Raw genomic sequence first — 25,818 nt, 5'->3', positions numbered from 1 at the left:
GAAAACACGTTTGCCTAAGCAGGCTCTTGCACAAAACATGGAAAAGTAATGAAAAGCAAACTGTATGTTGGCGCTCTTTGTGCTGCGACTCTATTCACTACCAATGCAATGGCTAATGACCAAGAACTCTATTTCTATAACTGGTCAGAATATATTCCAAGCGAAGTTCTAGAAGGCTTTACCAAGGAAACCGGTATAAAGGTCATCTACTCTACATACGAATCGAACGAGAGCATGTATGCCAAGCTCAAGACACAAGGTTCGGGTTACGACTTAGTGGTTCCTTCTACGTATTTTGTATCTAAAATGCGTAAAGAAGGCATGTTACAAGAGATCGATAAATCACAACTGACTCATTTTGCTGATTTGGACTCTAACTATTTAAATAAACCTTTTGATCCAGGTAACAACTACTCTATTCCTTACATTTGGGGCGCGACTGGTATCGGTATTAACACTGATATGCTAGATAAATCGAATATCCACAGTTGGGGCGATTTGTGGGACGCTAAGTGGGAAGGTCAGTTGATGATGATGGATGACTCACGTGAAGTTTTCCACATTGCTTTAGTTAAACTGGGTTACTCGCCAAATACGACTGATGCTAAAGAGATCGAAGCGGCATACGAAGAACTGAAAAAGCTAATGCCAAACGTATTGGTATTTAACTCAGATTTCCCTGCAAATCCTTATTTAGCCGGTGAGGTTTCACTAGGTATGCTTTGGAACGGCTCTGCATACATGGCTCGTGAAGAAGGCGCAAAAATCGATATTATTTGGCCAGAGAAAGGTACGATTTTTTGGATGGACAGTCTCGCTATCCCTTCCGGTGCTAAGAATATTGAAGCGGCACATAAGATGATCGATTTTCTTTTACGTCCGGACAACGCAGCTAAAATTGCAGTAGAAATTGGTTACCCAACACCGGTTAAATCAGCATACAAACTTCTACCTGAAGAATTTGCCAACGACCCAAGCGTATTCCCTCCACAAGCAATTATGGACAGTGGTGTGTGGCAAGACGAAGTTGGTGACGCAAGCGTTCTGTACGAAGAATACTTCCAGAAACTTAAAGTCGATAAGTAATCGAACAAAGCCAGTGGAACAAAAAAACGGCATTCAGCCGTTTTTTTGTTTATTTTTTAATGGTTACTCACTTTGCAATTATAACGCTGAAGTTCCAATATCTCTTCCACTAGTCGCGGTACCTCAATACTCGCTTTACCATAGCGTTTTTCGGCAAATTCACTTTCAACCGCACTGGGTTCCAAATTAATCTCTATCGTATGTGCGCCATGCATTTTTGCATCATGCACAAAACCGGCGGCTGGGTAAACTACACCAGACGTACCGATAGAAACAAACAGGTCTGCTTCTTCTAACGCAGAATAAATATCACCCATTCTCAACGGCATTTCACCAAACCAAACAATGTGTGGTCGCATTTGCGCCGGGATTTGGCAACAATGGCATAAGTCACCCGTTAGAAGATCTTCTTTTTGCTCTATGGTTTGATTAGAGACACTACAACGGGCTTTAAGCAATTCACCATGCATATGAATGATATTTTGGCTTCCACCACGCTCGTGAAGATTATCAATGTTTTGCGTAATGATGGTCACTTTGCCATCGAGTTCTTTCTCTAGTTGACCTAAAGCTAGATGAGCAAGGTTCGGTTGAATTGCATCTGATTGCAATTTACGCCTGCGCTGATTGTAAAAGTCCTGTACTAAGTCTGGATCTTTGGCAAAACCTTCTGGCGTAGCCACATCTTCAATTCGGTGATTTTCCCAAAGACCATCTTGAGCACGAAAAGTCTGAATTCCAGATTCCGCAGAGATTCCTGCACCGGTTAGCACAACAACATTTCGATAGGGAAATTTCATACTACGTCCTTATACTGATTGGCTTGTCGCTAGATTAGCACTGAAGTCAAATCAACTGTAGTTTTCAGCGTTAGACAATAGTCTTAATTTTAGTACCAATTGTTAGTTCTGTGATTCAAAAAAGCCAAAAGCAGGTTCTCACCTGCTCTTGTTATAAGTTTCTATACTCTTCCTACTTGAAGCTGCCGCGGTGTTGTCTACGTTCGTTCACCCCAATCACATAGCTTATCTATGCTCATGGATATTCACTCACTTGCCGCCTACCTGCAACTTCAAGTAGTTTGAGTATAATTGCTTGGTGCCTGGTTGTTACTCTTCATTTATCGATGAAATCTTATGAATTGCTAAGTCAGCACCAATAAACTCATCTTCTTCCGATAAACGTAGACCAGTGAGAATATTGAGCGCACCATAGACAATAAATGCACCGACTAACGCAACGACGATACCCATTACAGTACCAACAAGTTGCACAACGAAACTCACACCACCTAAACCACCAAGCGCCGTTTGACCAAATATGCCAGCGGCGATACCACCCCATGCGCCACAAATACCATGTAATGGCCATACACCGAGTACATCATCAATTTTGGTTTTGTTCTGAAGTTGCGTGAACAACCAAACAAATAACGCTCCAGCAACGATGCCTGTGACTAATGCGCCTAATGGATGCATTAAGTCTGAGCCAGCACAAACCGCAACAAGACCGGCTAACGGTCCGTTATGAATAAATCCGGGGTCGTCCTTGCCAACCACGAGCGCTGCCAAGATGCCACCAACCATTGCCATAAGAGAGTTCATTGCAACAAGCCCACTGATACCGTCAAGAGCTTGTGCTGGCATCACATTAAAGCCAAACCAACCCACGCACAGGATCCATGCGCCCAATGCTAAAAATGGAATATTTGACGGTGCAAAGCTGGTATGTTTGCCAGCGCGGATGCGACCTTTACGCATACCAAGAAAGTAAACGGCAACCAGAGCAATCCAACCACCTACACTATGTACCACTACAGAACCGGCAAAATCGTGAAAACCTGTTCCGAAACGGCTTTCTAGTGCTTCCTGAATACCGTAGTTGCCGTTCCATACAATGCCTTCAAAGAACGGGTAAATAAGGCCGACCGTGAAAAATGTTGCGATGAGCACAGGGTAAAAGCGCGCTCTTTCTGCAATACCACCCGATATAATCGCAGGAATGGCAGCAGCAAACGTCAACAGGAAAAAAAACTTAACCAGTTGATAGCCATTTCCTTGAGCTAAAGTCTCTGCATCAGCGAAAAAATTAGCGCCGTAAGCAATCCAATAACCAATAAAGAAATAAGCAATCGTTGATACCCCAAAGTCCGCTAGAATTTTTACTAACGCGTTTACCTGATTTTTCTTACGAACCGTCCCGACTTCCAAAAATGCAAATCCTGAATGCATTAAAAACACCATGATGGCGCCAAGCAGTAAAAACAAAGTATCTGAACTCTGAGTCAGGACTTGTACAGCCCCATAAACCTGACTTTCGGTTTGAGTCATTCTCTTACACTCCATGCAGAATAAAAATCGCACCAACTGGGTGCTCAATGTGTTGCAATTCACAATATTGGTGAATTAATTATGTTTGTGCCCTGCATGAGCAAAATATATTCCACACTAAAACAGTGGTTTAATATTTGAGAGTTATCTATTTGATAGCTATATGTTTATATTTAATTTCAAAGAGTAATGATAAAAAAATAGTAGAGTTTTCCACAAATAAAAGCACCATATTGGTTCTTGTGAGCCAACATGGTGTGAACAGTTATTGCACAAAAATCACCCAACCAGAGTGTGGCTGAATAAATTTTTACAAGTTTGGACCCTTAGATGGTGCATGTGGAATGTTACTCTTTAGCTGTTGCATGCCTTTAAACATCCTCACTAACCAAATTGAAACAGCAATCAGAGCCAACAATGCTCCTGCATAGGGAATGGCACGACCAACTGTTGTTAGCCAAGAATGAGCATACCAGTAGCGGTTAACGCCCATAATCAGCCCGTTGGTTGTCGCTACGCTGACAATGAGCACCACAAAGAAGGTCAAAAATAAGAAGAAGGTTCGAATCAAACCGTAATAGTGCGAGTTCGCCACTTCACCATCTTCGTTTTTATCTAGACGATATCCAGCGTAAATGATGCCAATCACACCGGATATTAGACAAGTGAACGGAGTTAATAAATTGGCGATATAAACAAACCACACAGACTTATTATTCGCCGCATTTTTTGGATTAGCGCTTGTCATGCATTGGCTCCCCTATTGTTGAAGCTTGCGCTTCACTCGCAACAGCATCTGCTTCTTCAATTTCCCCGTTAGCTTTTACTTCCGCATACCACAAATCGTGATGCTCTTTCGCCCACGTTTCATCAACCTTACCCGTTACCATACCTTCTAACGCCCCTTCCATGCCGAATAAGCCAATATAGATATGGAAAATAAAACCACAGATCAAAATAAGTGCCGAGAACATATGTACAAGATTGGACATTTCCATATCACGGCGTGTTTGACCAAAGATCGGGAAATCGAGGAACAATCCGCTCAACGCAGCAAACGCTCCGAATACAATAAGCAACCAATAAATGGCTTTTTCACCCGCATTAGAAAAACCCGCAGATGGATGGGTACCTTTATGCTTGCCAACCATCCCACCAAGTTTCAATGCCCATTGGATATCCACTTTAGTGAACAGAGATTTTCTCCACCATTTGAGCAGAATAAACACCAGTAACACAAAGAAAAGTGGCCCTACATAGTTGTGATACTGTTTCGCTGCAAAAACAATGTATCCCCATAATTCGGTTGGAATATACGGTTTTAAGAAATGTTTACCATAAACGAGCATTAATCCGCTAAACGCTAAGGTGAGAAATGTAAAAGCCATAGACCAGTGCAATGCTCTGTCTAATCTTGACCAACGATTGAGCTTTCTTCCTGTTCTGGGTTTGCTCAACATCAGAGGGCCCACAATCACGTACGCCAATATCACTAAAGCAATACTGCCAAAAATCGCTATAGCGCCAGCCGAAGACATCCATTTTTCTTTCAGAATGAACCATGTTTCCCCCGGCTTGCTGATCAAAACGCCATGTTCTGGTGAACGTGAGGTGGTATATCCTGATACACCTTGACGAACTTGTCGCCAGTATTCAGCACCAGCCAGTTGGCTCATCTCACTTTGCGCCACATCAGCCTTGTCAACGGCGTTGCTACTCTCCTCTGCAAAAGCAGGCGGAAATGCTAAGCATAGCAGTGCTGCCAATAGTGGCAGCACCCGACCAGCAGCGCGAACAATTAGATTTCGCATAACCTACTAGCTCCTAGTTGCGTCATAGGAAAGATCTTCACCATTTGTCCAGCCTGCTCCTTTTGCACCACGCTCAACAACACGTTGACGGAAGATATCTGAAACTGTTTCAGCATCACCAGCCATAAGCGCTTTGGTCGAACACAAAGACGCACACATTGGTAGTTTGCCCTCTGCAATACGGTTTGCTCCGTATTTTTTGCGTTCTTCTTCCGAACCCGCTTCTGTTTCCGGCCCTCCGGCACAGAAGGTGCATTTGTCCATTTTCCCGCGTTCACCAAATGCAGTTTGCTTAGGAAATTGCGGAGCTCCAAACGGACAAGCAAACAGACAATATCCACAACCGATGCAAAGATCTTTATTATGTAGAACAATGCCGTCTTCTGTGTGTACGAAACAATCCGCAGGGCAAACCGCCATACATGGCGCATCCGTGCAGTGCATACAAGCAACAGAAATCGAGTTTTCCCCCGGTTCACCGTCATTAAGGGTAACGACGCGACGGCGTTGGATGCCCCACTCTAATGCATCGTCGTTTTCGTTTTTACATGCGGTCACACAGCCGTTGCATTCGATGCAGCGTTTAGTGTCACAAAGGAATTTCATTCTAGCCATCGTGCTGCTCCTTACGCTTTACGGATGTTACATAGTGTGACTTTTGTTTCTTGCATCTGAGTCGTTGGATCGTAACCATATGTGGTTGCAATATTCGCCGATTCACCGACAACATAGGGCTGTGAACCTTCTGGGTACTTACCTGTTAGGTCTTCACCCTGGAACTTACCGCCAAAATGGAAAGGAATGAACGCCATTCCCGGACGAACACGACGAGTGACCATAGCTTTAACGTGGATACGGCCTTTCTCTGCACCTTCAACCCAAACCATGTCACCATCTTTAAAGCCTAAGTCATTGGCATCTTTCGGATTGACTTCTACAAACATCTCTTGTTGAAGCTCAGCTAGCCAAGGATTTGAACGTGTTTCATCACCACCACCTTCATACTCAACCAAGCGACCGGATGTCAAAATAATGGGGTACTCTTTAGACATATCTTGCGCCTGAATGGATTTGTACAGCGTTGGTAAACGATAAATCGACTCTGCGTCATCCCAGGTTGGGTAATCGGCAATCAAATCTCGCCGTGGTGTATATAATGGTTCACGGTGTAACGGAACACGGTCTGGGAATTCCCATACAATGGTACGTGCTTTTGCATTTCCAAATGGGATACAACCATGTTTAATCGCCACACGTTGAATACCACCAGACAGATCGGTTTTCCAGTTTTTACCTTCGGCTGCTACTTTCTCTTCAGCGGTAAGATCATCCCACCAACCAAGATGCTGCAATAGCTTAGCGCTAAACTCTGGGTATCCGTCTTCAATTTCACTTCCTTTAGAAAAGCTATCTTCTGCAAGCAGACTTTTACCTTCAAATTCCACACCGTAACGAGCACGGAAATTGCCGCCACCTTCTGCCACGGTTTTCGAAGTGTCATAAAGAATGTGCGTACCCGGATGTTTCATCTCTGGCGTGCCCCAACATGGCCAAGGCAAGCCATAGGTTTCACCGTTCACTGGCCCACCCTCTGCTGCAAGTGTTGTTTTATGGAAGGTATGCCAGTTTTGTTGATGCGCTTTCAAGCGTTCTGGGCTTTGTCCTGTGTAACCCACGGTCCACATACCTTTGTTAAACTCACGAGTGATATCTTCAATCACAGGTTGGTTATTCTCAACTCGGATATGTTTGAACAACTGATCAGCAAACCCTAGTTTTGTCGTCAGCAAATACATGATTTCGTGGTCTGGTTTTGAATCAAATAGTGGCTCGATGACTTGGTCACGCCACTGAATAGATCGGTTTGATGCTGTCACACTGCCGTAAGTCTCAAACTGTGTCGTTGCTGGCAGCAAATAAACACCATCAGTACGATCGTTCATCACTGCGGCAACGGTTGGGTATGGGTCAACGATGACCATCATGTCCAACTTCTGCATCGCTTTTTTCATCTCAACGCCGCGAGTTTGCGAGTTTACTGCGTGTCCCCAATAAAACATCGCTCGGATATTGTCGTTCTGCTCTATGTTCGCTTTGTCTTCAAGGACACCATCGATCCAACGAGAAACAGGAATACCCATGTTATTCATTGGCTTATTACCGCGGTACTCTTTTTGGTCAAAGCGATTTTTAATCCATTGGTAATCGACATCCCATACACGCGCCCAGTGTTTCCATGAGCCATCAAGCAAACCGTAATAGCCCGGCAGTGTGTGTGAAAGAACACCTAAGTCGGTGGCACCTTGCACGTTATCGTGACCACGGAAGATATTTGCACCGCCTCCAGATTTACCTAAGTTACCTAAAGCAAGCTCAAGTACACAGTAAGCACGCGTATTGTTGTTACCTGTAGTATGTTGAGTCCCCCCCATACACCAAACGACACAACCTGGACGGTTTTCAGACAGAAGTTTTGCCGTATGATAAACGTCTTCTTCACTTACACCAGTTACACGTTCAACCTCTTTCGGGTTCCATTTGGCAACTTCGGTTCGAATTTCGTCCATACCAAATACACGTTGGCGAATGAACTCTTTGTCTTCCCATTGGTTATTAAATACATGCCATAGCAGACCCCAGATAAACGCAACGTCAGTGCCCGGGCGCAAAGATACAAAGTGGTCTGCTTTTGCTGCTGTACGTGTACGTCGAGGATCCGCCACCACAATTTTGCAGTTGTTTTTCTCTTTTGCGATCAAGATGTGTTGCATCGCAACGGGATGTGCTTCAGCAGGGTTTGAACCAATAAATAAAATCGATTTGCAATTATGCATATCGTTAAAAGAGTTGGTCATGGCCCCATAACCCCAAGTGTTTGCAACACCTGCTACCGTGGTTGAGTGGCAAATACGTGCTTGGTGGTCAACGTTGTTGGTCCCCCAAAGGGACGCCATTTTTCTAAACAGATAGGCTTGTTCGTTATTGTGTTTCGCACTTCCAAGCCAGTAAACTGAGTCTGGACCTGACTCTTCACGAATTTTCAGAACATTGTCGCCAATTTCGTTAATGGCTTGATCCCATGAGATCTTCTTCCATTTTCCGCCTTCAAGCTTCATCGGATATTTCAGACGGCGCTCACCATGCCCATGTTCACGCAGAGCTGCGCCTTTGGCACAGTGTCCACCAGCATTGAATGGATGATCAAATGCAGGCTCTTGCCCTGTCCATACACCATTTTGCACTTCCGCGTAAATACCACAGCCAACGGAACAATGTGAACAAATGGTACGTTTCACTTCTGTTTTTGCATTACGGTCAACTTCTTCTGCTTGCGCTTTTTTAATCATTCCTGGAGTAAACAGCCCTGCGCCTACAACTGCACCACCAGCAGCTAAAGAGCTGTTTTTCATGAAAGCACGACGGCTAACCCCAAGCTGATTCTTTTCTTTTGTTACGTTATCCGAACGTTTAGTTAGTCTCATCTGCGAGCTCCTATAGCGTGTCGTAGTAATCACGAATGTGTTGAGTTTCGTGATAACCGTCTTTCTTTGTCGTAGGTACAGTTGCTGATGGCTCTTGTGCACTGACACTTTGAGAAACGGTTGCTCCTATAGCACCCGCTACAACGGCAGTTCCAAGTCCTTTGAGCAGATCACGTCTGCTTGTGTCGATGTCTTGTTGTTTCTTCATCATTGCTTCCTTATCTCGTCCCTGCTGTTGTCAACAAGGTAAGTCTGAATGTGTGCGGGCATCTATTCAGTTAAGTTCTTTACTTCTATTTTATGAGTATTGCGTTTACTTACCTTCGCCTCAGCAAAAGACACTTTTTCTAAAGACAAAAATGCATCCATTAATTTGGCGACAGCATGGTAATAACGGGTGTGTTGCGCATCCTTGATTTGAGCGACAAGGCGTTCATACCAAGGAGCAACATGTTTGTTGAAAAACGATTTTTGCAGTACATCAGGCTGCTCACATAAATACGCCATGGTTTCACAAAGCGCCGCTATGTGATCTTCCGGCTCTTTTACATTTTCATTACGCTCAAGACCGAGATGACTAAGAGCTAAACGAATATCTGCAAGCGGCTTTTCCATCAATGAACCGGTTAAGTGCCAGGATGCAAATGGCACAACTTCTCCGCGGCCGATACCAATGAATAATTCCTGGTATTCATCCTCAAGTTCTTCAACGTTGGCATTCGCCGATGCAGATGATAGTTCAGACCATGCTTGTGCCATTGACGTGCCATTATCTTCAAACTCTAAATTAGCAAGAAAATCTATCAAATCTTTTGTTGGTGCTTCTCTGAACAAAGTAGCCAGTAATAAATAGATATCTGAGCGCATTGATTGTTGCTGTTCCATTTTCTACTCCTAATATCTCAACTGCTGTTCAGGGTCATTCGCCATTGACTCAAACACGTCGATCACGCGGCAGTCTTCACACATTGCAATACGGTTCAGCGCTTCAGTTGTCGCGAAATGAGAGTGACCTTGTAACTTGGTTTGTAACATAGTGATCATTGACTGTGGTGCAAACGGTTTGTGACAGCGCAGGCACTTTGCCGGCTCTTCTTGATGAAGCGTAATCACAGCTTGGCGCTCAGCCTTGTTCCAGTTCATCTGCTGGACACGAGTAAGAGCATTTTCAGGACAAGCCTTGACGCATAAACCACATTGCACGCAGTCTTGCTCAACAAATTTAATGCTAGGGATTTCTCCCTCATGATGAAGGGCACGAGTTGGACATACAGCCACGCACCCCATGCATAAGGTGCATTCCTTAGTTGAACACTTTATCGTCCCGTAAACGGATGAGGCTTCTAACGGTTGCGCTACCTGTTCAATATGGAATTGTTGTGCCAGAGCATCAAGTGAGGTAAACAAACGGGTACGTTTATTCCCTTCTAATTCACCCAAACGAAGTTGCAGATCTTCAGTGACTAAATTTGGTGCGCCTTCTCGCAGCGTTTCCAAATAAAGTATGTTGATGGTTTCTTTAGCTAATCCCAATTGCGACAGTAACGTTTGAGCGGTAGCAACTTCTTGTTCCAGAACACGTTGAATCGTTTTTGGCATATGACGACTCGCCGCAAATAGCACCTGTGTTGCACCATTGGTTAATGCCGCAAACCAAGTATCAATACCCACCGACGGCAGCTCTTCTACGGTTACTGGAATAACGTTCTCTGGCAGAACTTTCAGTGCCATTAAATTATAAGTTTCATGTTCCGAGCTACAGATAAGAACAATCGGTTTTTCGCCGCCTGCCTGAAAATAGTTGCTCAACAAACGTTCAATAAACTTTTGTGTCTCTTTCGGTGTCGGTAAAGCGTAGTGAATAGCTTCAGTAGGACAAGCTGTCGCACATGTCCCAATGCCTTGGCATAGATAAGGATTTATCTCGATTCTATGACCTGTTTTATCCGAACCTTCACTGGATAACGCGCCAGCAGGACAAGCATCCACACAACGTTCACACCCTTTCACACCTCGCGAACTATGCGCGCACAAATCTGTATTCAGTCTGAAAAACTTTGGCTTATCAAATGTACCGATCAAGTTTGGGATTTGCTCTAATGCATCAGCCAACTTGGGATAGCCACGACCGACGGGGAAATATCCGGGAACAGGTACCTCTTCAGTCATCACGCCGTTCAATGACATATCGAGTATGATATCGAACGACTCTTTTCCAATGGCAACCTTAGACAAACTGGTTGTGACATTATGATTCTGAACTTGAACATCAAACGCACCGAGATATCCACTCACTTGGATACTGTCTGCGAAATAGATATTGGCATTTTTGCCTTTCTCTCCATCAACGGAGAGTAAAGTAATTGATTGAACTTGTGGTAATTGCTCAGCGATACGTTCGATTATACGAGTAGGTCCAATAATTAATGTATCACCAGAGGTTTCATAACTCACAGTTGGAGGTATTAGATTGGCTAATTCAACGGTATTTTCAATGGCAAAATACCGTGCGATTCCATTTTGCGAAGTCGATTGTTGTAAGTATTGTTTTATCATTTGCTCGCTTCCAGTGCTTATCCACACACTTTTTATCTGGATATGTACTTATATTAGCAAATAGTGTTCCAATAAATTTATTGTAATAATTACAACAAGATACAGCGATAACGTTAAACCTAGTGGCGACTCAATGATAACGTGAGACAAATTGTCTCATCTGGTCATTTATCGTTTAGTCAAAATGTACCTATGATTTATATGGTATTTTTTGTCTCACTATCATGATGATTATGCACTGTGACAGATTCTAGTTCGTTTTCTATCGTTTGGTTGTTCTCTGACAAAACTAAATCTGTTTCTGAAACTTCTTCTACAACAACCTCTTCCATGGATGATTGGCTTTCACCCAACAGTTGCTCTTGTTGCTCTGAGTTTGAAGTCGACGCATTCAACCATCCTCTCAATGTTTGCGCTACTTCAGCAGAGAGCGGTTTAATTGAACTGAAGTCTTGTGCGTAATCATTCATTCGGCACACCTCACTGAATTCTCCACTTAAGAACAGATCGCGAAGTGCCGCATTTTTGATCTCTTTGTTTGCTTCTGAAGACAGCAGCGATGCGAGTGATGAGGGCTTTTCAGATTCATTATCTCCAACAGTCTCACTGGTGATCTCTGGTGGCGAAGTTTCATTACCAGGATTGTCGCAAGACAATGGCGAATCGTTATCAATAGAGCCGTCCTCAACAGCTTGGTTATCAGATAATTGCGTCGAGCGCTCTTCTTGGTCGATCTCCAGTTTACGCTTCGACCAACGAGATAAGAATGAATCATTGACCACTAGACCTCCCCGCGCCCTTACGCTTCTTACCACGAATTTCTAATAGTTCACCATGCCTGCCGATAAATGCTTCCATCCAAGCTTGAACTGGCAATGGCATATCATTAGATAACACCAAATATTCTCCATCCATGTACTGACCAGCGACACTTTGTGAGGCAATCAAACGGATAATTTTCGGCTTTTCGCTGTCTTCTGGTTGTTCCAAAATCAAAAACAGCTTTGGGTTTTGAGAACTGAGATTAAATCGGTAGTCTGTACGCTCATCCCGATAGAGTTCTAAGGTTGCGACATGTTGTGAGTTGTCATCGACCACCAAGTCAAATCCGAGCAGTTGCCATTGGGTGGTAACCCACATTCCGGCTGTGATTTCCTGTTCGTTAAGGCGACAATTTATCGGCCAACTGTTTTCTGTTTTTGTCATAGGTTGCTTCGCCAATTGTTGTTTTGGTTTATCTCGTTGTTTTTTGATTGACATAAAGCAAATATTGAGCCATTGAATTAAGCCTAGCCGTATTTTGTTAGTGTTATGCGTTAAATATCGTATTTATACAAGGTGAATGCTTTAATCGATGTCACTTATAAAAACGGAATAGAATTTGCTATTTCTGTCTGTTTATTAAAATCTGTGGATCAAACGCTCTGTTTATCAAGCACCCTGTTTATAACAAACGATTATTTACCAATTGATCAGGAATATCACGTGGCGCAACTTAAAATCATAAAAACCAGTGAAAACCCATTACAAACATTAGATGTTGAAGTATTTGACGAATATGGAGAGCGATTAACCAAATCTATTGCTTGCGAGCGACCATTAACGGTGGTGCTTAACTGGAAAGAGATCGTGACTTTAATGACGTTAGGCTCTCGGCCGGAAGCCTTGGTGTTGGGGTATTTGAAGAACCAAAGTTTTCTTAGCGATCCTAATGCACTTGAATCTGTGATTATTGATTGGCAAACCAACAGTGCAGCTATTATTACCAGAGAATCACTTGAGCATTTAGAACCAGCGCTGAAGAAAAAAACCGTTACTTCAGGATGTGGTCAGGGAACCATGTATGGCAATGTGATGAAACAACTAGAAGGTTATAAGGTGCCACAAACCGCCCTTAAGCAGTCAGCAGTTTATGACGCTCTCGAAGCTCTTACCCATCATAATGACACTTATAAAGCGGCAGGTGCGGTACATGGTTGTGCGGTTTGCCAAGGAAACAAAGTGCTATCCTTTGTTGAAGATGTTGGGCGCCATAATGCAGTCGATACCTTGGCGGGCGAAATGTGGCTTAACGGTGAAACCGGAGATGATAAAATTTTCTACACTACAGGTCGTTTAACCTCCGAAATGGTTATTAAAGTCGCACAAATGGGGATTCCTGTTTTGCTATCGCGTTCCGGTGTAACCCAAATGGGTTTAGAGCTTGCACACCAGTTTGGTATTACGACCATTGCTCGCGCCAAAGGACATCGTTTTCAAGTTTACAGCGGTGTAGAAAAAATAGAGTTCGATATTAAAGGACATTTAGCTGATGAATTGAAGTGAATGATTAAATGAGTCAGTAAAATCACCCCCAAACAAAAGTAACAATTCTTGATACATTCTTATATACAAGGGTGTATCAGATTTGATACTGCGTTATTTTGATTGTATTTATTGCTCTGTTATCCGGTATCTAATTAGCGATATCCGATCTACACTGTTATATGAAATCAATGGCTTACTTTAACGATAATGCATATGCAAATCTTGTTACGTCTTTTTTTGGTCTTTTGGCTATTGGCTGGTCAACTGGCCTACGCAGAGTGGGATGTCGATGACATTGACATCGCGCCCAAAGCAAGCAAAAGCGCTATAGAACTGGAACAGCAGATCAAACAACTGCCTAATTCGCTTTTTATGAGTGAACGAGAGAGGTTTGAAATTTCCACGCTATTAGATTTAACGCTTTCACTACAAACCCAAAATATTGATGATTTCTCACAATCATTAATGAACTACCACAATCAAAGTGATGATCTGAACTGGTTTAATCTTGAACAAAGTTACTTAACTCAAGTTAGTATCACTCAATCAAAACAGACATTGCTTGGTTCAGTCAACGAGCAAACTCGCGAGGAATTAACGGGATTTGGTCCAACTGGAGTCACCCAATTTAAGCAAGAGTGGCGCCTTGCCCAGCTAAATATTGAATATTTAGCCTATTTCCAGTTACGCAGTTTCCAATCTCTATTTGAAGATTTGATGATCTCCCCTGTACCATTTATATGGTCTGTTTGTAAGGTGATATTCATCTATTTCTTGCTCATTTGGTGGTTAAGACACAGCAAGCGCTTAATCGAGCTATTTCGCACCACTTACTTAAAAGATAGAGCTGATCCTCCGCTATGGGCTAGGATCGTGTGGTACATCAGCACAGCAAATAAGGCTATTGCTTGGCTTATCGCAATCAATATTTCTCTGCAAGTTCTTGCGGAAATTGAGAGCTTGCAACACTTAGTATTCCTTGAAATTTTCATTTGGTGGATTTGGGGTGGTTCAATTGCGGTTAGCTTAATTTTGGAGTTAACCTATCATACAAGCCATACATCGAATAAAGCACTGATAGCGTTAAGATTAAGTACCATCCGTCGTATTGTATGGACAGTGATAGTCACAGGCGTGATCGTGCAACTATCTATGCGTACTTTAGGTAAAGGAACCATTTATTACTGGATTCTAAATACCATGTATGCATGGTTCTTTGTCATGATTGTTTCTGTTCTCAACCTATGGCGTGAACGTATTTTTGCCTACGCAGAAAAAGCATCTGATAGACCTTTGTGGGTGAATTGGACCATCAGTAAGAAAGATGCGTTTGCGGTAAGAGTCTTCGCTACCACCATCACTCTTGCGTGGTTGTTGATGCATACTTTGCAATACCGGCTTATTGCAGCATTGTCTAATTATACCTTCTTTAGCCAGGCATTAGCTTATTTGTTTAGAATCGAAGTAGCTAAGCAGAATGAAAATATTGCCTCAGACCACAATCATGTCCGTATCAAAGGTGATGAAGCGTTTAACTACATTTTGCCCGGTACTATCGATAGCGAACTGATTGATTACGCTGCCGATGAAATAAAACAGTTGTCCCGTTACCTGATGACAGATAGCCCTGCTATTTGTATCGTGACGGGTGAGCGAGGAATTGGCACCACTACGTTACTCTACACCTTGTTAAACAAAGTTAAGAACGCTGAACCTTTGTATCTCAACTGCCCATATTCGGGATATCCAGAGCTGCTTCAATTGCTTGCTTTGAGTCTCGGAATGGATGAAGACGCGACAGAAATTCAAATCCTTGCCCACTTACGCAAAAGTGAGCAAAGCTATCTGATTGCTATTGATAATGCTCAACGCCTTGTAAAACCTATGGTCGGTGGCTTAAACAGTTTAATCAAGCTCACTAACCTACTACGACGCTCGAAGAAAAATCATCGAGTTATTATGGCGATTGAAAAATCGAACTGGCGCTTTGTCGATAGAGCTCGTGGTGAAAGACTGCTGTTTGACTGGGTAACGCTGCTTCCGCGTTGGAACGAAAAGCAAATGCATAAGTTGCTTGATAGTCGCATTAACCGTGATATTGAATCGCCAGTCTGTTTTGAAGGTCTCGTGGTTCCGCGCCAGTGGGATCAAGATGAGTCCAGCGACGATGAACGAGCAAAGCAAGGTTTTTACCGCATTCTTTGGCATTATTCAGATGGCAACCCAACTGTGGCTTTACGTTTCTTTCGTCGTTCGTTAAATCGGCATAAAGAAACCGGGGTGGTGAAAGTAAGTTTATTCCATGTTCCTGATTCACAAGATTTGGAGCAAATGCCTAAACCTATGCTCGCCGTTCTTCGCTCTATTGTTCAGCTTGAAGTCGCTTCCAGTGAAGAGCTGTCTAAATGTACTCAGCTAAGCATCGCTGAAGTAATTGGTATTGTGCGTTACTTCCAAAGTCGTGGATACCTCGAATGGGCAGAAGATAAAACTCGTGTTTCAGATCATTGGTATCGAACCATTACTAATGTTCTTGATCGTCAACATCTACTGGTGAAATAACTGATGAAGACAAGTACAAAAAATCTAGTTCAATTTTTTATTCTAGTCGCACCGATGCTATTAACTTTGCCCGTTTACGCCAGTGAAGAGGCTGTAAACGCAGAAAGTTTTCAACAAATCGCAAGTCTAGTTCGTTGGAGCGGTGTGTTCTTTTCTGTTCTGATCATCATAGGAACCTGGCTGTTATTGAAGTTTATGAGTTCACTGGTCGATACTATCGGTGGTCAATTTGCTCAATATCGAATGATGCTGCAGAAACTACAATCATTTCTGCAGTTCTTTATCTACATGACAGCCGGTGTTGTCGTGTTTGTATTGAGCTTTAGGATTAATGATCAGATCCTTGCATTGATCGGTGGTACGTTAGCTGTATCGATAGGTTTTGCACTTAAAGACCTGGCAGCCTCGTTTATTGCTGGTATGACTGTGATGATTGACCGCCCATTCCAGGTAGGTGACCGTGTCACATTTGAAGGGCATTATGGCGATATTATTACGATAGGTTTGCGCTCAGTACGTATGCGTACCCTATCCGATGACATCATCACCATTCCAAATAACAAGTTCTTAAACGAAGTTGCTGTTTCAGGTAACTATGGCGCGCTTGATATGCAGGTAGTGATTCCATTCTATGTGGGAATGGATGAAGACATCGTTTTGGCTCGTAACCTTATTCAGGAAGCGGCATCGTCTAGTCGTTATATTCATCTTCCTAAACCTGTTGCGGTACTTGTAAAACAGACCATCACAGATAACTATCTTGCGGTACAGTTAACCTGTAAAGCATATGTAGTGGATACGGCCTATGAGAAGCTCTTCGAAACAGACATCACTTTGCGCGTAATGGATGAGTTTAAACAACATGGTATTAAGCCGCCTAAGATTGCCGTTCAAACTTTACAATAGGCTACAGCTGTAAAACGCTGGCGATAAAGACCTCCATTTGGAGGTCTTTACGCTTAACATCGAGGAATATTAAGACACCGATTTAGTGGTGATAAGATTGGTTTCAGCTTTTACTGGTAAGAAGATACTAAACACACTCCCTTTTCCTAGTTCTGATTGTACTCTGATTTCCCCGCCCGTTTGACTAAGCATACTTTGAGCCACTGATAGTCCCAAACCAGTGCCATCGCGTTTGGTGGTGTAAAACGGATCAAAAATACGGTTGAGATTTTCGGCTTTGATACCGCACCCTTGATCTTCGATCGATATGATAGCGCCTGCACAACGGTCTTCCTCGTACCAATCTTTGCTTTGTATCGTCAATTTGCCCTTGCCATTCATGGCGTGGACAGCGTTCATTTGTAAATTAACTAATATTTGCAACAACAGATGGCGATTCACTTCAACCGATGTGCGAGCTTTTAAATTAACGACAAATTCGATATCACGTTTTTTAGCTCCGGTTTTTACTAGGGTGATACTTTCTTCAACAATGGGGTTAACGTGCTGCCAGGTAATTTCATCTTGTACACCACCTTGCCGGCTGTATTGCAGCAAACTACGCGTGATATTTCGAATTCTGTCGACCTGTTGCAAAATCGCTTGGATCTCTTCTTCAATTTTTGCACCATCTTCACCCAATTCAAATTGAATCAGTTCAGTATTACCGAGGATCACGGCGGTCGGATTATTTATTTCGTGTGCTATGCCTGCGGTTAATTCACCCAGAGCAGCCAGTTTTTCATGTACGATAAGTTTATCTCGCGTGGTATGCAGCAGCTCGATATGGTGTTCCAATTGCTCGGTCTTTTCCCTCAGCTTGGTTGTTCTCGAATGTACTTTTTCTTCAAGCTGATTGGCAGCCGTTTGAATCTCCTCATTTCTTTGCTGAAGAAGGTCAAGCATGTTGTCAAACTGCTTAGCTAACTGAGCCAACTCATGCTTTTCGTCCAACCCTAAATGACCGATACGTTGATTTTTCCCTAACTGAACCAGTTTGACCACGCGATGTATACGCTCTATCGGACGGAACAAATCTCGAGAACCACGGTAAACAAACAAGCTAGAAATAGCGAGCAGCACTAAGGTCGTGACTGCAATTTCAAAAATGTTGGTGAGGTAAGTTTTTACAAATGGCCACATCAAATAGCCGGTGTAAAGCATGCCAATAACCTGTTGATTATGATTGCGAATTGGTTGATAGGCAGTGATATACCAAGCATTGTAGACATAGGCTTTGTCTACCCAATTATCCCCCTGTTCAAGCACTTGCTTTCGCACCTCAGAGGATACCCGAGTACCAATTGCACGACCTTGGTTATCATCATTGTTTAGAGGCACGTTGGTGCTGACACGGAGATCGTCTAAGAAAAAAGTTAAAGTACCAATAGGTCGCAGTTTGTCGTGACTAAGCGGATAAACGATGTCTCTTATCTCATCAACTAATCCAGAACTATTGTTTAATAATAAACCGCCATCAAGGAAGCCGATGAGTTGATTTCTGTTGTCTTTCACTGCGACAACCGTTCTGCTAACTAATCCTCTACTTTCCACTAAACCTTTATCACGTTCATGCACGATTGCTTTTTGTGCTAATGCAGCATCTAGCGTTGCAAGCTCTTCGTCTTCTAACACATCAAAAAATGTTTGCTTGTCACTCAATTGGAATAATTGTGACTCTTTCTCTGGAAGAGTGGGTATAAAGTTCAGAAAATCAAATTGATAACGATCCTTTTGCTGTTTTACCCATAATTCAAGATCAGAACGAGATTGGCTTTGAAGATTAACTTTTAATTGATAAGAGTCGGCAATCGCTTCAAGTCTATTTGTTTGATTTTCTTGCTGCATGGCAATAGAGCGCTCTGCAATACCTAATCTCTCGGCCACATCGACCAAGGTGCTTTGCCAGGTGTAATGGATGGACCAGTAAACTGAGATAGCAATCAACGCTACCAATGTAAAACCTATAGGTACAGACGTTAGAATTAATAAACGGTAACGAACCATGGTTTGAAAGCGATGTTTCCATTTGCGCCACAGCGGAAAATCATTCCACATTGCCAACCTCTTCATTTTCCCATTCTTTATATTTGCGCTCTAACGTCTTTCTAGCCACGCCTAAGTCTCGGGCAGCCGCTGATTTATTACCATCGTGGAAGTCTACCAACTGTTCTATATGTGCACGTTCTACATCTTTAAGTGTCCAAGTATTTGGGTAACCAGTCGCTGAGTCGTGGCTTTCTTGCTCAATATATTCGGTAACATCTGTTGCTTTTGACATCGTCACAGAAATATTATCCGGATGAGGAATCCCATTCATCTCTCGCCAATAGTGAGCTGGCGGTTTACCTAATAGAATGCAACGTTCAATCAGATTCTTTAGTTCGCGAATATTGCCAGGCCAGGTGTAGCCATTGATGGCACTCACATCTTCATGAGCCCACTTAGGAAGCGGTATTGTAAGCTCTTTACAAAGTTTTTGCGTGAAGAACGGCACAAGCTCACGCAAGTCACTTTTGCGGTCTCTAAGCGGAGCGACATCGATTTTTAGAACGTTTAAACGATAATAGAGATCGCTTCTAAAACGCCCTTGTTCTACCTCTTTTTTTAGATTGCGGTTTGTCGCCGCGACGATACGCACGTCTACACTGATCTCTTTCTCAGAGCCTACAGGACGAATTGCTCGCTGTTCTAAAACCCGCAATAGAGAAGATTGCATGGTCAACGGCATTTCTCCTATTTCATCCAAAAACAGTGTGCCGCCGTTTGCTACGCGAAACAAACCTTCGCGACTTTTCTTGGCACCAGTAAAAGCCCCCGAAGTATGACCAAATAGCTCACTTTCTAAAAGCTCAGGGGCGATAGCACCACAGTTAACAGGTACGAATGGTCCCTTTCTGCCACTGGCTTCATGAATGCCTCGCGCGACCAATTCTTTGCCAGTTCCTGACTCGCCTTCAATCAATACAGATGCTCTAGAGGGTGAGAACTGGAGGATAAGTTGTTTAAGTTGATTGGTTTTTTCGGATTGGCCGATAATTTGACTGATGGTATGTCGCTCAAAATCATGCTTGAGCGCATATTGCATTCGGTCATTTAAACACTTATCCATACATCGTTTAACCGCTTGCATCATCTGTTGCAGGTTAAACGGCTTAAGAATAAAGTCAGAAGCCCCTAATTTTAACGCGCTGATTGCAGTTTCCAAATCCGCATAGCCCGTCATAAAGATCACTTCAGCTTTATGGTATTCGTCAGTAAAAGCTTCTTCCCATTCAATACCTGAACGCCCTGGCAAATTGATATCGAGAATAATCAAATCGTAATGATTTTCTGTGCGTAAGGTTTCGGCTTCATCTACCGAACTTGCGCAATCTACTTTTGAGAACCATTTGCTTAGCGCTTTCTTTAAAATGGTCTGCATACCAAGCTCGTCATCGACGACAAGGACTGAAAATGCTTGGTATAGTGGTAGTTGTTTAGAGTCAATTGTATCGCTCATGATTTTCTCGAACATAATTCATTAGGACAGAACGTCTCACATAACAATACTACCAATGAGTTTATAGTGAGACATTTTGTCCCTACAAATGTGCGCTATAGCCTAAATTTCTAATCAAAATCATGATATTGTCAATTTCCCGGACAACAAACCTTGCTTTAACTCTGGCATCTAATTTGCTATATCGAGTTTGCAAAAAAATCAGCTTTGCTAAGCTTAGTGATACAACTTAGTTGGAAACCAAGCTTAGCCTTCAATAAACGAGCCCAACCCTAAACAAGAATGGAATTCATAATGAACAAAAAGATCTCTCTTACTCTTACAGCGGCGTCATTAATTCTCGTTAGTTACTCAGCATCAAGTGCTGAGGATGTTTCCCGCATTCGCTTAGCGACCACGACAAGTACTTATCATTCAGGTTTACTTGACTACCTTCTGCCGATTTTTGAGAAAGAAGCCGGTTATAAAGTCGATGTGATTGCCACTGGCACTGGCAAAGCGCTAAAAATGGGTGAAAACGGTGACGTTGATTTGGTAATGACCCACGCCCCAAAATCTGAAGCAGACTTTGTTGATGGTGGCTTTGGTGTATTACCTCGCAAACTGATGTACAACGACTTCGTCTTGGTTGGTCCAAACAGCGATCCCGCTAAAGTAACCGAACAAAAAAATGTTCTGGATGCCTTCAGTCACATCGCAAAAGATGGTGTAACCTTTATTTCACGCGGTGATGATTCAGGCACTCATAAGAAAGAATTGGGTATTTGGGCTCAAGCGAAAATGGAACCAAACTTTGGCGGTTATAAATCGGTCGGTCAAGGTATGGGGCCAACACTGAACATGGCTTCTGAACTTCAAGCTTATACGCTTACTGACCGCGGTACGTGGCTGGCATATCAAAATAAACTAGACCTTAAAATCGTGTACCAAGGTGACGATAAGTTGTTTAACCCGTACCAAGTCATTCTGATTAACCCAGAGCGTTACCCAACAACAAACTATAAAGGCGCGAAGGCGTTCAGTGATTGGTTGGTGTCTGAAGAAGGTCAACAGAAGATCAACAGCTTCACTCTTAACGGACAACAGCTTTTTGTCGCAAACGCTGACAAATAACGGTCTTGTATGAGCCTTTGGCAAACGACGCAAGAAGCACTGACATTACTGATAAGCTTTGATGCAGAACTATGGGAGATCGTAGCGGTCTCCTTTAGTGTTTCGTTAAGCGCAATCTGCGTAGTGTTGATACCGGCAATGTTATTTTCTTTTTTGCTGGCTTATAGCAACTTTTACGGCAAATGGCTGTTGTTGTCTGTTATCAATACACTTCAAGCTGTACCCACAGTCGTGATTGGTTTGCTGTTGTATATGCTTCTTTCTCGATCGGGTCCTCTCGGCAATTGGTCTATGCTTTTTACCCAAAAAGCGATGATCCTAGGTCAGATGATGATCTGTTTTCCTATTTTAGTTTCCATGATGCATGGAACACTGCAATCCAGCGACCGCCGTTCTGTAGAGACGGCGATGACGCTCGGCGCTTCAATATCTAGGATTGCAGCCACTGTCATCTGGGAAACTCGGTTTCCATTATTGGCCGCTGTGATTGCCAGTTTTTCAAGAATCGTGACAGAAGTGGGCTGTTCTATGATGGTTGGCGGTAACATTATGGGGTTAACCCGAAATATCCCAACCGCTATTGCGATGGAAAGTCACAAAGGCGCTTTTGCGCAAGGTGTTGCGTTAGGAATGGTGCTACTATGCTTGGCTCTAGCCTTGAATTTTGCCCTTTCTGCTATGCGAGGCAAAGGTTTTCTGCGAACGTAAGGATAAGAATGACGATAACACTTAACGCTCAACAGTTATCAATGCGTTTCAAAGATCGAGTATTATTTCATATCGATCATCTTACCATTGGGCCCAATGACGCTATTTATCTCAAAGGAGATAACGGGGTTGGCAAAACAACCTTGCTTAAAATTTTGGCTGGACTCCTGAAGCCGACCAAAGGTAGTGTGTCTAACGCTTTACCTTGGTGGCAACGCTTTATGCAACCATCGGCTCACCAACAAATTATCTATTTGCACCAGACACCCTATCTGTTTGATGCATCTGTGTATCAAAACGTGCTCTATGGGATTAAATTTTCAGCGCTCAGTGCCAAGGAAAAGCGTTCTACCGTGATTAATGCACTGCGCATGGTTGGTTTGGAAACTTTGGCGGATGAGCATATCTCCGTTCTGTCGGGTGGAGAAAAACAACGTGTGGCGATGGCGCGAGCTTGGATATTAAACCCGTCTATTCTGCTGATGGACGAACCAAGCGCCTCACTTGATCAAGAATCCATAGACCGACTGGTAGTCATGGCGAAAGATTTGTTAGCCAGAGGCACAAGTCTTGTCATTACTAGTCATCAAGCTAACGCTTTAACTGCAATTTGTAAAAAGCAGTGGTGGATAAATAACTGCACTCTTATCGAAACACCATTGTTACACATAGTTAAACCAGAAAAAGAGAAAAACAATGTTACTTCCCTCTCAAACTAGTTGGGTGATACTTGCCGGAGGGCAAGCAACTCGCATGGGTGGAAATGATAAAGGGCTTATTAAGCTTAATAACAAACCGCTAATCGAGCATGTTATTGAACGTTTACAGCCGCAAACGCCTCGAATACTAATCAATGCAAATCGTAATTTAGAACAATACAGCCGCTACGGAACAGTTATCTGCGACAACTTTACTGGTTATCCAGGACCTTTGGGTGGTATTCACAGCGGTTTAATCAATGCAACAACAGATTGGGTTGGATTTGTTCCTTGTGACAGCCCATTGATTTCTGCAGATCTGGTTAAGCGTTTTTGTCAGGTTGTGACCAATCATAGCGATATCATCGTCGCCCATGATGGAGAACATTCTCAGCCAGTTTTCACACTTTACCATAAACGTGTATTACCTAAATTAACGGCGTTTTTAGAACGTGGCGACAGAAAGATTATCTTACTTTACAACGACTGCCATACTGAATATGTCGATTTTAGCGACTCGCCGCAGTGCTTTGTCAATTTAAATACCCCAGATGAACTGACGGAATTCGGAGCATTACAAATATGAACTCACCGCGCCCTCACCTGCCCCTACTAGGTTTTGCTGCTTATTCAGGTACAGGAAAAACAACATTACTTGAAGCTCTTATCCCTATGCTAACCGAAGCCGGGCTGCGCTTAGGCGTACTAAAGCATGCTCATCATGACTTTGATGTCGATATTCCGGGTAAAGACAGCTATCGTTTGCGTAAAGCAGGCGCTAGCCAGATGTTGATTGCTTCGCGTAATCGTCATGTGTTAATGACAGAGACCCCTGATGCAGAAGCAGAATTCAACTATCTTCTCAGCCGCTTTGACAGCGAAAAACTCGACATCATCTTAGTGGAAGGTTGTAAAAACATTACCTTTCCTAAAGTTGAATTGCACAGGAAGGAGCTCAACAAGCCTTGGCTCTATCCAAACGATAACAACATCATAGCCATAGCGGCAGATGAATCCGTAGAGTCTGCGCTTCCTCAACTCAACATTAACGATTTAGCCACCATCGCTAAGTTTGTCATTAATTATGCAAATACCTTTGGTCAGGAAAAGCCTACCTCTGCCTGCTGTGATACGTTATCTCCTGCTCTGCTATCAGTAGAACAAGGGCGACAAGCTATTCTCGCGAGTGTTTCCGCTCTCTCCGAGATTGAATATCTAGCCTTGCCGAAGATATACAACCGAGTGTTAGGCAAAGATCTTTCATCACCCGTCAATGTGCCAAGTTATAGAAATTCAGCGATGGATGGTTTCGCTATACGAAGTGATGACCTAAACCGTGAACAATATCAGATAGTTGCTGAGGTTTTGGCAGGAGACTGTTATTCAGGCGTTGTCGGACCCGGTCAAACAGTAAAAATAATGACTGGTGCAGCAGTTCCGCAAGGTGCTGACACCGTTATCATGCGAGAACAAGCGCTCATCTGTGGTGAAAGCGTGACGTTTGGCGATACCAAAATAAAAGCTGGGCAAAATGTGCGCCAAGCTGGAGAAGATCTAGCGCAAGGTCAAAAGGTATTTTCACAGGGTCAACGCTTGAACTCGCCAGAGATGGGAATGATAGCCTCGTTAGGCATGGACACTGTGCCTGTATATCGAAAGTTGAAAGTTGCGATATTTTCCACAGGCGATGAAGTGCAAGCTCCCGGTACCCTTGTTAATGATTCTCGTATCTTTGATTCAAATCGATACACGCTTATGGGACTTCTGGCTCAGTTAGGTTGTGAAACCATAGACCTTGGTATTATCGCAGATAACGAACAAGCGATGATTGATGCATTACGCAGAGCATCATCAACGGCGGATGTCGTGCTCACATCGGGCGGAGTCTCTGTCGGTGACGCGGATTTTATTAAATCAGCGCTAAAATCCTTAGGGTCAATTGAATTTTGGCGGATTAATATGCGCCCCGGACGTCCACTGGCATTCGGCAACATTAACCATAAGCCTGTCTTTGGCTTACCGGGAAATCCAGTAGCCGTAATGGTCTCATTCATCAATTTTGTCGAACCCGCACTGCGCAAAATGCAAGGTGAAGAGAATTGGCAGCCATTGAAAGTTAATGCTATCGCAACCGAAGAGCTTCGCTCCCGTCAAGGAAGAACAGAGTTTACCCGTGGCATATATAGCATCAATCAATATGGTCAGTTGATGGTACAATCGACCGGAAAACAAGGTTCTGGGATATTGCGATCTATGAGTGAAGCCAACTGCTTAATCGAAATCTCACCAGCAGTAGATACAGTTAAGTCCGGTGAAAGCGTGACAATTATTCCACTTCAAGGCAGAATCTAGCGTTTTATAATTGCTGCTAATGAGAGAAACTATGGCTCGCACTATTATTTATACCTACAAAAATGAAGAGAAAACGCTGACTTTCTCTTATCAACAGCACAGAAACATCCATGAAGCGGTCGCGGAAGCTGAAGGTATAGACATTACTGAATACTTGAAAATGGAACAGCAGCTAGAGCATATTTCTGATACTAAGGCTGTACGTAACTATCTCGATAACCATTTCAAGAAATTAGGTTTTTGCGTTTTCACTCTAAAACCTAAAGAGAATTTAGGCGTCGGACATAATCCAAAACATCAATTAGTAACGTCCTAGCTAAAACATGATCAAATTGAGCATTGGTGGAAGAGCGTAGAGGGCTTGAT

The 25,818-nt window shown here is 43.1% G+C and carries 23 protein-coding genes; 10 read left to right on the top strand and 13 right to left on the bottom strand.

Annotated features, from left to right (window positions below; translation table 11 throughout):
- Positions 1 to 48: 48 nt before the first annotated feature.
- Positions 49 to 1,086: an extracellular solute-binding protein gene (locus ACK5MF_RS00155; RefSeq protein WP_416918189.1), complete on the top strand. Its 1,038-nt coding sequence runs from the start codon at positions 49 to 51 to the stop codon at positions 1,084 to 1,086.
- A gap of 56 nt (positions 1,087 to 1,142) precedes the next feature.
- On the opposite strand, the gene cobB is transcribed toward ACK5MF_RS00155, so the two are convergent.
- From cobB to ACK5MF_RS00100, 11 genes are all read right to left on the bottom strand, one after another.
- Positions 1,143 to 1,886, bottom strand: a complete 744-nt coding sequence (gene cobB / locus ACK5MF_RS00150; RefSeq protein WP_416918187.1) for a Sir2 family NAD+-dependent deacetylase — start codon at positions 1,884 to 1,886, stop codon at positions 1,143 to 1,145.
- A gap of 309 nt (positions 1,887 to 2,195) precedes the next feature.
- Positions 2,196 to 3,416, bottom strand: a complete 1,221-nt coding sequence (locus ACK5MF_RS00145; protein WP_416918185.1) for an ammonium transporter — start codon at positions 3,414 to 3,416, stop codon at positions 2,196 to 2,198.
- Positions 3,417 to 3,726: 310 nt separating this feature from the next.
- Positions 3,727 to 4,164, bottom strand: a complete 438-nt coding sequence (locus ACK5MF_RS00140; RefSeq protein ID WP_416918183.1) for a hypothetical protein — start codon at positions 4,162 to 4,164, stop codon at positions 3,727 to 3,729.
- A complete protein-coding gene (locus ACK5MF_RS00135) occupies positions 4,151 to 5,227 on the bottom strand; it encodes a formate dehydrogenase subunit gamma (protein WP_416918182.1) in 1,077 nt (358 codons plus the stop codon). Before ACK5MF_RS00135 ends, ACK5MF_RS00140 begins: the two co-directional genes overlap by 14 nt.
- Positions 5,228 to 5,233: 6 nt before the next feature.
- On the bottom strand, positions 5,234 to 5,842 hold the full coding sequence (gene fdh3B / locus ACK5MF_RS00130) for a formate dehydrogenase FDH3 subunit beta (protein WP_165311385.1): 609 nt from the start codon (positions 5,840 to 5,842) through the stop codon (positions 5,234 to 5,236).
- Between the two features lie 11 nt (positions 5,843 to 5,853).
- Positions 5,854 to 8,709: a formate dehydrogenase subunit alpha gene (locus ACK5MF_RS00125; RefSeq protein WP_416918180.1), complete on the bottom strand. Its 2,856-nt coding sequence runs from the start codon at positions 8,707 to 8,709 to the stop codon at positions 5,854 to 5,856.
- 10 nt (positions 8,710 to 8,719) lie between these two features.
- Positions 8,720 to 8,917 (bottom strand): twin-arginine translocation signal domain-containing protein, encoded by a 198-nt coding sequence (locus tag ACK5MF_RS00120; protein WP_416918178.1) that lies wholly within the window; start codon positions 8,915 to 8,917, stop codon positions 8,720 to 8,722.
- A 62-nt stretch (positions 8,918 to 8,979) separates the two neighbouring features.
- Positions 8,980 to 9,576, bottom strand: coding sequence for a TorD/DmsD family molecular chaperone (locus tag ACK5MF_RS00115; protein ID WP_416918252.1), 597 nt, complete (start codon positions 9,574 to 9,576; stop codon positions 8,980 to 8,982).
- Positions 9,577 to 9,603: 27 nt separating this feature from the next.
- Complete coding sequence (locus ACK5MF_RS00110; protein WP_416918176.1) at positions 9,604 to 11,265, bottom strand: 4Fe-4S binding protein; 1,662 nt, start codon at positions 11,263 to 11,265, stop codon at positions 9,604 to 9,606.
- 197 nt (positions 11,266 to 11,462) lie between these two features.
- Positions 11,463 to 12,047, bottom strand: a complete 585-nt coding sequence (locus ACK5MF_RS00105) for a DUF3306 domain-containing protein (protein WP_416918174.1) — start codon at positions 12,045 to 12,047, stop codon at positions 11,463 to 11,465.
- Positions 12,037 to 12,525 carry a DUF3305 domain-containing protein gene (locus ACK5MF_RS00100; RefSeq protein WP_416918172.1) on the bottom strand — a complete coding sequence of 163 codons (489 nt, stop codon included), beginning with the start codon at positions 12,523 to 12,525 and terminating at the stop codon, positions 12,037 to 12,039. Before ACK5MF_RS00100 ends, ACK5MF_RS00105 begins: the two co-directional genes overlap by 11 nt.
- Before the next feature lie 225 nt (positions 12,526 to 12,750).
- On the opposite strand from ACK5MF_RS00100, the gene ACK5MF_RS00095 reads away from it, so the two are divergent.
- The 3 genes from ACK5MF_RS00095 (at position 12,751) to ACK5MF_RS00085 (ending at position 17,040) form a co-directional block, all read left to right on the top strand.
- On the top strand, positions 12,751 to 13,590 hold the full coding sequence (locus tag ACK5MF_RS00095) for a formate dehydrogenase accessory sulfurtransferase FdhD (RefSeq protein WP_416918170.1): 840 nt from the start codon (positions 12,751 to 12,753) through the stop codon (positions 13,588 to 13,590).
- A gap of 195 nt (positions 13,591 to 13,785) precedes the next feature.
- On the top strand, positions 13,786 to 16,134 hold the full coding sequence (locus ACK5MF_RS00090; RefSeq protein ID WP_416918168.1) for an AAA family ATPase: 2,349 nt from the start codon (positions 13,786 to 13,788) through the stop codon (positions 16,132 to 16,134).
- Between the two features lie 54 nt (positions 16,135 to 16,188).
- A complete protein-coding gene (locus tag ACK5MF_RS00085) occupies positions 16,189 to 17,040 on the top strand; it encodes a mechanosensitive ion channel family protein (protein ID WP_416918250.1) in 852 nt (283 codons plus the stop codon).
- Between the two features lie 69 nt (positions 17,041 to 17,109).
- Here ACK5MF_RS00085 and ACK5MF_RS00080 read toward each other — a convergent pair whose 3' ends face one another.
- Positions 17,110 to 19,137 (bottom strand): cache domain-containing protein, encoded by a 2,028-nt coding sequence (locus tag ACK5MF_RS00080; RefSeq protein ID WP_416918166.1) that lies wholly within the window; start codon positions 19,135 to 19,137, stop codon positions 17,110 to 17,112.
- Positions 19,127 to 20,581: a sigma-54-dependent transcriptional regulator gene (locus ACK5MF_RS00075; RefSeq protein ID WP_416918164.1), complete on the bottom strand. Its 1,455-nt coding sequence runs from the start codon at positions 20,579 to 20,581 to the stop codon at positions 19,127 to 19,129. The genes ACK5MF_RS00080 and ACK5MF_RS00075 overlap by 11 nt, the downstream gene beginning before the upstream one ends.
- A gap of 294 nt (positions 20,582 to 20,875) precedes the next feature.
- Here ACK5MF_RS00075 and ACK5MF_RS00070 point away from each other — a divergent pair, with 294 nt between their 5' ends.
- From ACK5MF_RS00070 to ACK5MF_RS00045, 6 genes are read left to right on the top strand one after another with little or no spacing between them, the layout of a single operon-like run.
- On the top strand, positions 20,876 to 21,694 hold the full coding sequence (locus tag ACK5MF_RS00070) for a substrate-binding domain-containing protein (protein ID WP_416918162.1): 819 nt from the start codon (positions 20,876 to 20,878) through the stop codon (positions 21,692 to 21,694).
- Between the two features lie 9 nt (positions 21,695 to 21,703).
- The gene (locus tag ACK5MF_RS00065; protein WP_416918160.1) at positions 21,704 to 22,402 is read left to right on the top strand and encodes an ABC transporter permease; all 699 of its coding nucleotides are present in this window, start codon (positions 21,704 to 21,706) and stop codon (positions 22,400 to 22,402) included.
- 8 nt (positions 22,403 to 22,410) lie between these two features.
- Positions 22,411 to 23,121 carry an energy-coupling factor ABC transporter ATP-binding protein gene (locus ACK5MF_RS00060; RefSeq protein ID WP_416918158.1) on the top strand — a complete coding sequence of 237 codons (711 nt, stop codon included), beginning with the start codon at positions 22,411 to 22,413 and terminating at the stop codon, positions 23,119 to 23,121.
- A complete protein-coding gene (gene mobA, locus ACK5MF_RS00055; protein WP_416918156.1) occupies positions 23,099 to 23,686 on the top strand; it encodes a molybdenum cofactor guanylyltransferase MobA in 588 nt (195 codons plus the stop codon). The genes ACK5MF_RS00060 and mobA overlap by 23 nt, the downstream gene beginning before the upstream one ends.
- Entirely contained in the window at positions 23,683 to 25,452 is a 1,770-nt protein-coding gene (locus ACK5MF_RS00050; RefSeq protein WP_416918155.1) for a bifunctional molybdopterin-guanine dinucleotide biosynthesis adaptor protein MobB/molybdopterin molybdotransferase MoeA, read from the top strand. Before mobA ends, ACK5MF_RS00050 begins: the two co-directional genes overlap by 4 nt.
- A 31-nt stretch (positions 25,453 to 25,483) precedes the next feature.
- Positions 25,484 to 25,768: a DUF2960 family protein gene (locus ACK5MF_RS00045; RefSeq protein ID WP_416918153.1), complete on the top strand. Its 285-nt coding sequence runs from the start codon at positions 25,484 to 25,486 to the stop codon at positions 25,766 to 25,768.
- Positions 25,769 to 25,818 lie beyond the last annotated feature (50 nt).

The sequence above is a fragment of the Vibrio sp. genome, assembly GCF_047973365.1.
GTDB lineage: Bacteria > Pseudomonadota > Gammaproteobacteria > Enterobacterales > Vibrionaceae > Vibrio.
This window is presented reverse-complemented; position numbering and strand designations above follow the sequence as displayed.

Excerpts from the sequence above, each read along its gene's own strand:
- ACK5MF_RS00155 (WP_416918189.1), top strand. The coding sequence starts at position 49 with ATGAAAAGCAAACTGTATGTTGGCGCTCTTTGTGCTGCGACTCTATTC.
- cobB (WP_416918187.1), bottom strand. The coding sequence starts at position 1,886 with ATGAAATTTCCCTATCGAAATGTTGTTGTGCTAACCGGTGCAGGAATC.
- ACK5MF_RS00145 (WP_416918185.1), bottom strand. The coding sequence starts at position 3,416 with ATGACTCAAACCGAAAGTCAGGTTTATGGGGCTGTACAAGTCCTGACT.
- ACK5MF_RS00140 (WP_416918183.1), bottom strand. The coding sequence starts at position 4,164 with ATGACAAGCGCTAATCCAAAAAATGCGGCGAATAATAAGTCTGTGTGG.
- ACK5MF_RS00135 (WP_416918182.1), bottom strand. The coding sequence starts at position 5,227 with ATGCGAAATCTAATTGTTCGCGCTGCTGGTCGGGTGCTGCCACTATTG.
- fdh3B (WP_165311385.1), bottom strand. The coding sequence starts at position 5,842 with ATGGCTAGAATGAAATTCCTTTGTGACACTAAACGCTGCATCGAATGC.
- ACK5MF_RS00125 (WP_416918180.1), bottom strand. The coding sequence starts at position 8,709 with ATGAGACTAACTAAACGTTCGGATAACGTAACAAAAGAAAAGAATCAG.
- ACK5MF_RS00120 (WP_416918178.1), bottom strand. The coding sequence starts at position 8,917 with ATGAAGAAACAACAAGACATCGACACAAGCAGACGTGATCTGCTCAAA.
- ACK5MF_RS00115 (WP_416918252.1), bottom strand. The coding sequence starts at position 9,576 with ATGCGCTCAGATATCTATTTATTACTGGCTACTTTGTTCAGAGAAGCA.
- ACK5MF_RS00110 (WP_416918176.1), bottom strand. The coding sequence starts at position 11,265 with ATGATAAAACAATACTTACAACAATCGACTTCGCAAAATGGAATCGCA.
- ACK5MF_RS00100 (WP_416918172.1), bottom strand. The coding sequence starts at position 12,525 with ATGTCAATCAAAAAACAACGAGATAAACCAAAACAACAATTGGCGAAG.
- ACK5MF_RS00090 (WP_416918168.1), top strand. The coding sequence starts at position 13,786 with ATGCAAATCTTGTTACGTCTTTTTTTGGTCTTTTGGCTATTGGCTGGT.
- ACK5MF_RS00085 (WP_416918250.1), top strand. The coding sequence starts at position 16,189 with ATGCTATTAACTTTGCCCGTTTACGCCAGTGAAGAGGCTGTAAACGCA.
- ACK5MF_RS00080 (WP_416918166.1), bottom strand. The coding sequence starts at position 19,137 with ATGTGGAATGATTTTCCGCTGTGGCGCAAATGGAAACATCGCTTTCAA.
- ACK5MF_RS00075 (WP_416918164.1), bottom strand. The coding sequence starts at position 20,581 with ATGAGCGATACAATTGACTCTAAACAACTACCACTATACCAAGCATTT.
- ACK5MF_RS00070 (WP_416918162.1), top strand. The coding sequence starts at position 20,876 with ATGAACAAAAAGATCTCTCTTACTCTTACAGCGGCGTCATTAATTCTC.
- ACK5MF_RS00065 (WP_416918160.1), top strand. The coding sequence starts at position 21,704 with ATGAGCCTTTGGCAAACGACGCAAGAAGCACTGACATTACTGATAAGC.
- ACK5MF_RS00060 (WP_416918158.1), top strand. The coding sequence starts at position 22,411 with ATGACGATAACACTTAACGCTCAACAGTTATCAATGCGTTTCAAAGAT.
- mobA (WP_416918156.1), top strand. The coding sequence starts at position 23,099 with ATGTTACTTCCCTCTCAAACTAGTTGGGTGATACTTGCCGGAGGGCAA.
- ACK5MF_RS00050 (WP_416918155.1), top strand. The coding sequence starts at position 23,683 with ATGAACTCACCGCGCCCTCACCTGCCCCTACTAGGTTTTGCTGCTTAT.
- ACK5MF_RS00045 (WP_416918153.1), top strand. The coding sequence starts at position 25,484 with ATGGCTCGCACTATTATTTATACCTACAAAAATGAAGAGAAAACGCTG.